An 8,975-nucleotide genomic window follows, 5' to 3' on the forward strand; every position below is an offset into this window, starting at 1 on the left:
ACAATGGCACGTTCGCAGAAAAAAGGCCCGTTCGTTGATCTGCATCTGCTGAAAAAAGTAGATGCGGTGCGGGCAACCAGCGACAAGCGTCCGATCAAGACTTGGTCCCGTCGTTCGACCATCCTGCCGGATTTCATTGGTCTGACCATCGCTGTGCACAACGGTCGCACCCATGTGCCTGTTTATGTTTCCGAAAACATGGTCGGCCATAAACTGGGCGAATTCTCCCTGACTCGTACCTTCAAAGGCCACGCGGCCGATAAGAAGGCGAAGAAGAGATAAGGTGAAGCGATGAGAGTATCTGCAAATCTGAAAAGCGTTCGCCTGTCGGCACAAAAATGCCGCCTGGTGGCCGATCTGATCCGCGGCAAGTCCGTTGATCAGGCTCTGAATATCTTGGCCTTCTCCCCGAAGAAGGGCGCGGTAATCATCAAGAAAGTGCTGGAATCTGCCATCGCTAACGCCGAGCACAACGAAGGCGCCGACATTGACACCCTGCGTGTCACCGGCATCTTTGTTGACAAAGGCGCTAGTCTGAAGCGTTTCACTGCCCGTGCTAAGGGTCGTGGTAATCGCATCGAAAAGCAGACCTGCCACATCTCGTTGACCGTTGGCAATTAAGGGGTAAGAAATGGGTCAGAAGATTCATCCGACGGGATTCCGTCTTGCCGTTAACAAAAACTGGTCTTCCAAGTGGTTCGCGAATTCGCAGAACTTCCCGGAAATGCTGAAGCAGGATATCGAAGTTCGCGAATTCCTGAAAAAGCGTCTGGGTCACGCTTCGGTTGGCCGTGTGACCATCGAGCGCCCGGCTAAGTCCGCCCGCATCACCATCCACAGCGCCCGTCCGGGTGTTGTGATCGGTAAAAAAGGCGAAGACATCGAGCTGCTCAAGCAAGAACTGCAAAAGCGCCTGGGCGTTCCTGTGCATGTGAACATCGAAGAAGTTCGCAAGCCGGAACTGGACGCTCAAATCATCGCCGACGGCATCGCTTCCCAGCTGGAGAAGCGCGTGATGTTCCGTCGCGCCATGAAACGCGCTATGCAAAACGCAATGCGCATGGGCGCTCAAGGCATCAAGATCATGAGCTCCGGCCGTCTGAACGGTATCGACATCGCTCGTAGCGAATGGTACCGCGAAGGCCGCGTGCCGCTGCATACCCTGCGCGCAGACGTAGACTACGCAACCTCCGAAGCCAAGACCACCTACGGGATCATCGGCATCAAGGTATGGGTATACAAGGGCGAGCTCAAGCCGGGTCAAGTTCAGCCGGCTCCGGTAGCGACCGAGAAGAAATCGAGAAAGGGTGCTCGAAATGCTGCAGCCAACTAGACTCAAGTACCGTAAACAGCATAAAGGCCGCAACACGGGTATCGCTACTCGTGGCAACAAAGTGAGCTTTGGTGATTTCGGTCTGAAGGCGGTTGGTCGTGGTCGTCTGACCGCGCGCCAGATCGAAGCTGCGCGTCGCGCGATGACCCGTCACATCAAACGTGGCGGCCGCATCTGGATCCGCATCTTCCCGGACAAGCCGATCACCTCCAAGCCTGCTGAAGTTCGTATGGGCGGGGGTAAAGGCTCTCCGGAGTACTACGTGGCCGAAATCCAGCCTGGCAAGATGCTGTATGAAATGGATGGTGTTTCCGAGGAACTCGCTCGTGAAGCTTTCCGTCTGGCCGCAGCCAAGTTGCCGATCGCCACTGTGTTTGTAACTAGACAGGTAGGTCAGTAATGAAAGCGTCCGAACTGAAAGCCAAAACTGTTGACGAGCTGAAGGCGGAACTGCTTAGCCTCTTGAAGGCCCAGTTTGCTCTGCGTATGCAGCACGCCACTCAGCAACTCGCCAAGACCTCTGAACTGAAGAAAGTACGTCGCGACATCGCTCGCGTGCGCACCGTTCTGAAAGAAAAGGCAGTTTAAGATGAGCGAAACCAAAGTGGTACGTACGCTGACCGGTACCGTAGTCAGCGACAAGATGGATAAGACCGTGACCGTACTGGTCGAGCGCAAAGTAAAGCACCCGATCTACGGCAAAATTATCCGTCGTTCTAAGAAGTTCCACGCGCACGACGAGAACAACGAGTTCAAGGCCGGCGATATCGTTGTTATCAGCGAGTCCCGTCCGCTCTCGAAGACCAAGACGTGGGTGGTAACTGCCCTGGTAGAGAAATCCCGCCAGGTGTAAAGACTTGCAGGGGGCGAAAGCTCCCTGTATAATGGCCATCTTCCTACTCCTATCGAGTAGGAGTTCCGCCCTTACGGGGTCCAAAACTGGCCGTTGGATACGCCACAGTTTCTGTGGCGTTTCGTCTGTTTGGTCTTGCTCTTATGCGAGAAACCGGCAGGTGAGAGTGACGGATAAAGTTGGATTAGAAAGGTAATCATCACATGATCCAAATGCAGACCATGCTTGAGGTCGCTGACAATACAGGTGCGCGTCACGTTATGTGCATCAAGGTATTGGGCGGTTCCAAGCGTCGCTATGCAAGCGTAGGCGACATCATCAAGGTGACCATCAAGGATGCTGCTCCGCGCGGACGCGTCAAAAAAGGCGACGTTTACAACGCGGTTGTGGTTCGCACTGCCAAAGGCGTGCGTCGTCCGGATGGCTCGTTGATCAAGTTCGACGGCAATGCCGCCGTCCTGCTCAACAACAAGCTTGAGCCTATCGGCACTCGTATCTTCGGGCCTGTTACGCGTGAACTGCGTACCGAGCGCTTCATGAAGATCGTTTCGCTGGCTCCTGAAGTACTGTAAGGAGATCGCATGCGCAAAATTCGCAAGGGTGATGAAGTCGTAGTAATCACCGGCAAAGACAAAGGTAAGCGCGGCACCGTTCTGCGCGTTCTGGACGAGAAACTGGTTGTTGAAGGCGTGAATGTCGCCAAGAAACACCAGAAGCCGAATCCGGTGCGTGGCGTGGCCGGCGGCATCGTTGAAAAGACCATGCCTGTTGACGCATCGAACGTCGCCATTTTCAATCCGGCAAGCCAAAAGGCTGACCGCGTAGGCTTCAAGGTTCTTGAAGACGGCCGCAAGGTACGCGTGTTCAAGTCCAACGGCGAAGTCATTGGCGCGTAAGGAACAAAACATGGCACGTCTCTACGATTTCTATAAAGACACCGTAGTGCCTGAACTGATGAAACAGTTCGGCTACAAGTCGATCATGCAAGTCCCGCGCATTGAGAAGATCACTGTGAACATGGGTGTGGGCGAAGCTGTTGCCGATAAAAAGGTAATGGATTTCGCCGTGGGCGACCTGGAAAAGATCGCCGGCCAGAAGCCGGTTGTCACCACCGCTCGCAAATCCATCGCAGGCTTCAAGATTCGCGATCACTACCCGGTAGGTTGCAAGGTAACTCTGCGTCGCGAACGCATGTACGAGTTCCTGGACCGCCTGGTGACGATCGCGCTGCCGCGCGTTCGCGACTTCCGTGGTGTTTCCGCCAAGTCTTTCGACGGCCGCGGCAACTACAACATGGGCGTTAAAGAACAGATCATCTTCCCGGAAATCGAGTACGACAAGATCGATGCTCTGCGTGGTATGAACATTACTGTTACCACCACCGCGAAGACTGACGAAGAGGCCCGCGCTTTGCTGGCCGCGTTCAAGTTCCCGTTCAAGGGTTAAGCACATGGCAAAACTTGCACTGATTCAGCGCGAAGAGAAGCGTGTCAAGCTGGCTGCAAAATTTGCTGCCAAGCGCGAAGCCCTTATCGCGACTATCAACAATCAAAGCCTCTCGGAAGAAGAGCGCTTTGCAGCTCGCCTGCAACTGCAGCAGCTGCCGCGCAATGCTTCCCCGGTTCGCCAGCGTCGTCGCTGCGCCATCACCGGTCGTCCGCGTGGCGTATTCCGCAAATTCGGTCTGGGTCGTAACAAACTCCGTGAAATCGCTCTGAAGGGCGAGATTCCGGGGGTTGTGAAGGCCAGCTGGTAATAGGAGACACATAAATGAGCATGCACGATCCTATTTCCGATATGTTGACCCGCATCCGCAACGGCCAAATGGCTTCCAAGGTGGCAGTTTCCATGCCGTCTTCCAAGCTGAAAATTGCGCTGGCGCAGGTGTTGAAAGAAGAAGGCTACATCGAAGACTTCGCCGTTGCCGGCGAAGAGAAGAAGCCTGTTCTCGATATCCAGCTCAAGTACTATGCTGGCCGTCCGGTGATTGAGCGCATTGACCGCGTCTCCCGCCCTGGCCTGCGTGTGTACAAGGGCTCCACCGAAATCCCGAAAGTCATGAATGGCTTGGGCGTGGCTATCCTGTCCACCTCCAAAGGCGTTATGACTGATCGCAAAGCGCGCGCGGCCGGCATCGGCGGCGAGTTGCTGTGCGTCGTGGCTTAAGGGGGTCAAATGTCTCGCGTAGCTAAGAATCCCGTAGTCATCCCGGCTGGCGTCGAAGTGAAGTTCGGCGCTGCAGAAGTGACTGTTAAGGGCGCCCTGGGCTCCCTGAGCACCGCTCTGTGCGAAGAGGTAGATGTCAAGCTGGACAACGGCCAACTGACATTCGCCGCCAAGAACGACAGCAAATTCGCTCGTGCCATGTCCGGCACCCTGCGCGCGCTGCTGAACAATATGGTGACCGGCGTGTCCAAAGGCTTCGAGAAGAAGCTGCAGCTGGTAGGCGTGGGCTATCGTGCCCAGGCTCAAGGCGACACCCTGAACCTGTCTCTGGGTTTCTCCCACCCGGTGGCTCATCAAATGCCTGAAGGCGTTAAAGCTGAGACCCCGAGTCAGACCGAGATCCTGATCAAAGGCGCTGACAAACAGCGCGTTGGCCAGGTGGCTGCCGAAATCCGCGCTTACCGCGCTCCTGAGCCGTACAAAGGCAAGGGCGTTCGTTACGCTGATGAGGTTGTGGTTCTGAAAGAAACCAAGAAGAAGTAACTGAGGCACTGATATGGACAAGAAACAAGCTCGACTCCGCCGCGCACGTAAAACCCGTGCCCGGATCGCGGAGCTCAAGATGGTGCGTCTCACTGTGTATCGCACCAATAGCCACATTTATGCCCAGATCGTTGATGAGACCGGCAGCAAAGTACTGGCCAGCGCTTCTTCGCTGGAAGCCGACGTGCGCGCTGATCTCAAAAATGGCGGCAACGTGGCAACTGCAGCCGTGATCGGCAAGCGCATTGCTGAAAAAGCAAAAGCTGCTGGCATCGAGAAAGTTGCTTTCGACCGCTCTGGTTTCAAATACCACGGTCGTATGAAAGCGCTGGCTGACGCCGCTCGCGAACACGGTCTCGTATTCTAATTCGGAGTGAAGAATGGCTAAACACGAAACGGAAGATCGTGGCGACGGTCTGGTCGAGAAAATGATCAGCGTCAACCGCGTCACCAAAGTGGTTAAAGGCGGCCGTATCATGGCTTTCTCCGCCTTGACCGTGGTTGGTGATGGCGATGGCGGAATCGGCATGGGTAAGGGCCGTTCCAAGGAAGTTCCGGTTGCCGTACAAAAGGCAATGGAACAAGCTCGCCACAACATGGTTAAGGTTCCGTTGAAAAACGGCACTTTCCACCACACTGTGGTTGGCAAGCACGGCGCTACTACTGTATTCATCCAGCCCGCTAAAGAAGGTACCGGTGTAAAAGCCGGCGGCCCGATGCGCGCTATCTTTGATGCTATGGGTGTTCATAACGTCTCGGCGAAAATTCATGGTTCCACCAACCCGTACAACGTGGTGCGTGCAACTCTGGATGGTCTGAGCAACATCAACACCCCGGCGCAAATCGCCTCCAAGCGTGGCCTGAGCGTCGAGGACATCCTGGGGGTGAGCCATGAGTAACGCCAAGACTGTAAAGGTCACTCTGGTAAAGAGCCTGATCGGTCGCCTGGAGTCTCACAAGGCTTGCGCCCGTGGTCTGGGTCTGAAGAAGATTCGCCAGACTGTTGAAGTGCTCGATACCCCTGAAAACCGTGGCATGATCAACAAGATCAGCTACTTGTTGAAATTCGAGGGCTAAGCGATGCTGCTGAACACTGTACAGCCGGGTGCCGGCGCCAAGCATGCCAAGCGCCGTGTAGGCCGTGGCATCGGCAGCGGCCTGGGCAAGACTTGTGGCCGCGGTCACAAAGGTCAGAAGAGCCGTGCAGGTGGTTTCCACAAGGTTGGTTTCGAAGGCGGTCAAATGCCGCTGCAACGTCGTCTGCCGAAGCGCGGCTTCAAGTCGCTGAACGCAGGCAAGGTTGCCGAGATTCGCCTGTCCGAACTGAACCTGCTGCCGGTTGATGAAATCGACCTGCTCTCTCTCAAGCAAGCTGGTCTGGCTTCCATCCAGGTGACTTCCGCCAAGGTGGTGCTGTCCGGCAAGATTGAGCGCGCAGTAAAACTGCGCGGCGTTGGCGTAACTGCCGGCGCTCGCGCCGCCATCGAAGCTGCCGGCGGCAGCGTAGAATAAGGCAATAATCTGTGGCGAATACTTCTCTAGTGGCAAATGCCAATAAGTTTGGTGATCTCAAGCGTCGAATCTGGTTCCTGATTGGTGCCCTGATCGTTTATCGCATCGGTGCCCACATTCCGGTTCCGGGTATCAACCCTGCCGAGCTAGCGAAGTTGTTCCACTCATCGCAGACGGGCCTGCTCGACATGTTCAACATGTTCTCGGGCGGCGCCCTCTCGAGGTTTACGGTGTTTGCCATCGGCATCATGCCGTACATCTCCGCCTCCATCATTCTTCAGCTTGCCTCCGAGGTTCTTCCGAGCCTCAAGCAGCTGAAGAAGGAGGGCGATGCGGGACGTCGTAAGATAACCCAGTACACACGTTACGCCACCGTTTTGCTCGCGACTTTCCAAAGTTTCGGCATTGCGGTGATGCTGTACAAGCAGCCTAACCTGGTGGTGACTCCGCAGTGGGAGTTCTACCTGACGACAGTCGTATCGCTGGTAACCGGCACCATGTTCCTCATGTGGCTGGGCGAGCAGATCACCGAGCGCGGAATTGGCAACGGTATTTCGTTGATCATCTGCGCGGGTATCGCCGCAGGCGTTCCGGCTGCGATCGGCAAGACCTTGACTCTGACCAGTCAGGGTTCTTTGCCCATCCTGTTTGCCGTCGTGTTGTTTGTCGGAGTGATCGTAGTGACTTATGTGGTGGTGTACGCCGAGCGCGGCCAACGCAAAGTCCTGGTGAACTACGCCAAGCGGCAGGTGGGCAATCGCGTCATGCAGGGCCAGAGCACGCATCTGCCGCTCAAGCTCAACATGGCGGGGGTGATTCCGCCGATTTTCGCGTCCAGCATCATCCTGTTCCCGGCCACCGTTCTCGGTTGGTTCGGCCAGGGCGAGCACATGGGCTGGTTGAAGGGCATTGCAGACAAACTGCATCCCGGTCAGCCGATCTACGTGCTGCTGTATGCGGCGGCCATCGTCTTCTTCTGCTATTTCTACACGGCGTTGGTATTCAACCCGAAGGAAACGGCTGACAACTTGAAGAAGAGCGGTGCTTTCATCCCGGGTATTCGTCCAGGTGAGCAGACTTCCCGATACATCGAGAAGATCATTCTGCGGCTGACGCTGATTGGTGCGATCTACATCACACTGGTCTGCTTGCTGCCGGAATTCCTGATCTTGAAGTGGAACGTACCGTTCTACTTCGGCGGCACCTCGCTGCTGATCATCGTGGTGGTTACCATGGATTTCATGGCGCAGGTACAGTCTTACGTGCTGTCGCATCAGTACGAGAGCTTGCTGAAGAAGGCCAACTTCAAAGGCAACGCGCTCACGCGCTGACAACTTGAGCTCACGCTGGGTTATTGGCTAAGGAAGACACCATCCAGATGCAGTGCGAAATTCCGAAGTTCGCTTCGGAGTTTTGCTTGTGAATGGACACGTGGTAACCGGGCACTTCAGACGGGATGCGATTGCGAAGGCATTCGCATCCAATCTGACGGCGGTTTGGGGCGAGGGGAATCCCCCCGCGGTCCTGCCTGTCCCGGATAGTGTTCCGTGCGAAATAACGCACTTGCTCTTTTAGAGGATTGAAAGGAACTGACATGCGAGTACAGCCTTCGGTAAAGAAGATTTGCCGCAACTGCAAAATCATTCGTCGCAATCGCGTAGTTCGCGTGATTTGCACGGATCCGCGTCACAAGCAAAAACAAGGCTAACATTTGTTAGACCTGGATTTGCGTGTTACAATCGCAAACTTTTCAAGGTCTTAAGGCTTAAGGAAAGAGTATGGCCCGTATTGCAGGGGTAAACATCCCCAATCATGCGCATGCCGTTATCGGCCTGCAGGCAATTTTTGGCATCGGTCAGACTCGCGCCCAGCAGATTTGTGCTGCTGCCAGCGTGAATCCTTCCACGAAAGTGAAGGATCTGACGGACGCCGAGATGGAAACTCTGCGTGACGAAGTCGCCAAGTTCACCGTTGAAGGTGATCTGCGCCGCGAAGTCACCATGAGCATCAAGCGTCTGATGGACATGGGCTGCTATCGCGGCTTCCGCCATCGTCGTGGCCTGCCGTGCCGCGGTCAGCGCACTCGCACTAACGCTCGTACCCGCAAGGGACCGCGTAAGGCGATCGCCGGCAAGAAGTAATCAATAGGAACAACAGATAATGGCTAAAGCAAACACAGCAGTTCGTGTACGCAAGAAAGTGCGCAAGTCTGTTAGCGAAGGTATCGTGCACGTGCACGCTTCGTTCAACAACACCATCATCACGATCACCGACCGTCAAGGCAATGCATTGTCTTGGGCTACCTCTGGCGGCGCTGGTTTCAAGGGCTCGCGCAAGAGTACACCCTTTGCTGCTCAAGTAGCAGCAGAGCACGCTGGTAAAGTTGCCCAAGAATACGGTGTGAAGAACCTCGAAGTTCGTATCAAGGGCCCGGGTCCGGGTCGTGAATCCGCTGTTCGCGCACTCAACGCGCTGGGTTTCAAGATCACCAGCATCTCCGACGTGACGCCGGTACCGCACAACGGTTGCCGTCCGCCCAAAAAACGTCGTATCTAATTCGGAGAGTGT

At 55.4% G+C, this 8,975-nt stretch carries 20 protein-coding genes; all 20 read left to right on the top strand.

The features are described from left to right. The first annotated feature begins 3 nt into the window (after window positions 1-3). The 20 genes from rpsS (at window position 4) to rpsK (ending at window position 8,963) form a co-directional block, all read left to right on the top strand. Window positions 4-282: a 30S ribosomal protein S19 gene (rpsS, locus tag DB032_RS01175; protein WP_019099947.1), complete on the top strand. Its 279-nt coding sequence runs from the start codon at window positions 4-6 to the stop codon at window positions 280-282. A gap of 9 nt (window positions 283-291) precedes the next feature. Then, complete coding sequence (gene rplV, locus DB032_RS01180) at window positions 292-621, top strand: 50S ribosomal protein L22 (protein WP_019099946.1); 330 nt, start codon at window positions 292-294, stop codon at window positions 619-621. A 10-nt stretch (window positions 622-631) separates the two neighbouring features. Continuing rightward, window positions 632-1,333: a 30S ribosomal protein S3 gene (rpsC, locus tag DB032_RS01185; protein ID WP_043594108.1), complete on the top strand. Its 702-nt coding sequence runs from the start codon at window positions 632-634 to the stop codon at window positions 1,331-1,333. Beyond that, on the top strand, window positions 1,317-1,733 hold the full coding sequence (gene rplP, locus DB032_RS01190) for a 50S ribosomal protein L16 (protein WP_019101458.1): 417 nt from the start codon (window positions 1,317-1,319) through the stop codon (window positions 1,731-1,733). The genes rpsC and rplP overlap by 17 nt, the downstream gene beginning before the upstream one ends. Beyond that, entirely contained in the window at window positions 1,733-1,921 is a 189-nt protein-coding gene (rpmC, locus tag DB032_RS01195; protein WP_011137725.1) for a 50S ribosomal protein L29, read from the top strand. The genes rplP and rpmC overlap by 1 nt, the downstream gene beginning before the upstream one ends. Window position 1,922: 1 nt before the next feature. Continuing rightward, on the top strand, window positions 1,923-2,186 hold the full coding sequence (gene rpsQ, locus DB032_RS01200; RefSeq protein WP_043594104.1) for a 30S ribosomal protein S17: 264 nt from the start codon (window positions 1,923-1,925) through the stop codon (window positions 2,184-2,186). Window positions 2,187-2,389: 203 nt separating this feature from the next. Further along, window positions 2,390-2,758, top strand: coding sequence for a 50S ribosomal protein L14 (gene rplN, locus DB032_RS01205; RefSeq protein WP_019104491.1), 369 nt, complete (start codon window positions 2,390-2,392; stop codon window positions 2,756-2,758). A gap of 9 nt (window positions 2,759-2,767) precedes the next feature. Continuing rightward, window positions 2,768-3,082, top strand: coding sequence for a 50S ribosomal protein L24 (rplX, locus tag DB032_RS01210; RefSeq protein WP_048413703.1), 315 nt, complete (start codon window positions 2,768-2,770; stop codon window positions 3,080-3,082). 10 nt (window positions 3,083-3,092) lie between these two features. Continuing rightward, entirely contained in the window at window positions 3,093-3,632 is a 540-nt protein-coding gene (gene rplE, locus DB032_RS01215; protein ID WP_019104493.1) for a 50S ribosomal protein L5, read from the top strand. Between the two features lie 4 nt (window positions 3,633-3,636). Further along, entirely contained in the window at window positions 3,637-3,942 is a 306-nt protein-coding gene (gene rpsN / locus DB032_RS01220; protein ID WP_081546296.1) for a 30S ribosomal protein S14, read from the top strand. Window positions 3,943-3,956: 14 nt separating this feature from the next. Beyond that, complete coding sequence (rpsH, locus tag DB032_RS01225) at window positions 3,957-4,352, top strand: 30S ribosomal protein S8 (RefSeq protein WP_019104495.1); 396 nt, start codon at window positions 3,957-3,959, stop codon at window positions 4,350-4,352. Window positions 4,353-4,361: 9 nt separating this feature from the next. Then, window positions 4,362-4,895: a 50S ribosomal protein L6 gene (gene rplF, locus DB032_RS01230; protein WP_019104496.1), complete on the top strand. Its 534-nt coding sequence runs from the start codon at window positions 4,362-4,364 to the stop codon at window positions 4,893-4,895. Window positions 4,896-4,908: 13 nt separating this feature from the next. Next, a complete protein-coding gene (gene rplR / locus DB032_RS01235; protein ID WP_048411919.1) occupies window positions 4,909-5,262 on the top strand; it encodes a 50S ribosomal protein L18 in 354 nt (117 codons plus the stop codon). A gap of 13 nt (window positions 5,263-5,275) precedes the next feature. After that, window positions 5,276-5,794, top strand: a complete 519-nt coding sequence (gene rpsE, locus DB032_RS01240) for a 30S ribosomal protein S5 (protein WP_043594101.1) — start codon at window positions 5,276-5,278, stop codon at window positions 5,792-5,794. Next, complete coding sequence (rpmD, locus tag DB032_RS01245) at window positions 5,787-5,972, top strand: 50S ribosomal protein L30 (protein WP_011137715.1); 186 nt, start codon at window positions 5,787-5,789, stop codon at window positions 5,970-5,972. Before rpsE ends, rpmD begins: the two co-directional genes overlap by 8 nt. Window positions 5,973-5,975: 3 nt before the next feature. Next, window positions 5,976-6,407: a 50S ribosomal protein L15 gene (gene rplO, locus DB032_RS01250; protein WP_048413704.1), complete on the top strand. Its 432-nt coding sequence runs from the start codon at window positions 5,976-5,978 to the stop codon at window positions 6,405-6,407. Between the two features lie 11 nt (window positions 6,408-6,418). Then, window positions 6,419-7,738, top strand: a complete 1,320-nt coding sequence (gene secY, locus DB032_RS01255; RefSeq protein ID WP_039755684.1) for a preprotein translocase subunit SecY — start codon at window positions 6,419-6,421, stop codon at window positions 7,736-7,738. 263 nt (window positions 7,739-8,001) lie between these two features. Next, the gene (gene rpmJ / locus DB032_RS01260) at window positions 8,002-8,115 is read left to right on the top strand and encodes a 50S ribosomal protein L36 (RefSeq protein ID WP_011137711.1); all 114 of its coding nucleotides are present in this window, start codon (window positions 8,002-8,004) and stop codon (window positions 8,113-8,115) included. Window positions 8,116-8,185: 70 nt separating this feature from the next. Further along, on the top strand, window positions 8,186-8,548 hold the full coding sequence (gene rpsM / locus DB032_RS01265; RefSeq protein WP_048411917.1) for a 30S ribosomal protein S13: 363 nt from the start codon (window positions 8,186-8,188) through the stop codon (window positions 8,546-8,548). A gap of 19 nt (window positions 8,549-8,567) precedes the next feature. Then, window positions 8,568-8,963 carry a 30S ribosomal protein S11 gene (rpsK, locus tag DB032_RS01270; RefSeq protein WP_008955659.1) on the top strand — a complete coding sequence of 132 codons (396 nt, stop codon included), beginning with the start codon at window positions 8,568-8,570 and terminating at the stop codon, window positions 8,961-8,963. The last annotated feature ends 12 nt before the right edge of the window (window positions 8,964-8,975 follow it).

Origin of the sequence: Chromobacterium sp. Panama (assembly GCF_003052555.1) — a bacterium.
Classification (GTDB): domain Bacteria; phylum Pseudomonadota; class Gammaproteobacteria; order Burkholderiales; family Chromobacteriaceae; genus Chromobacterium.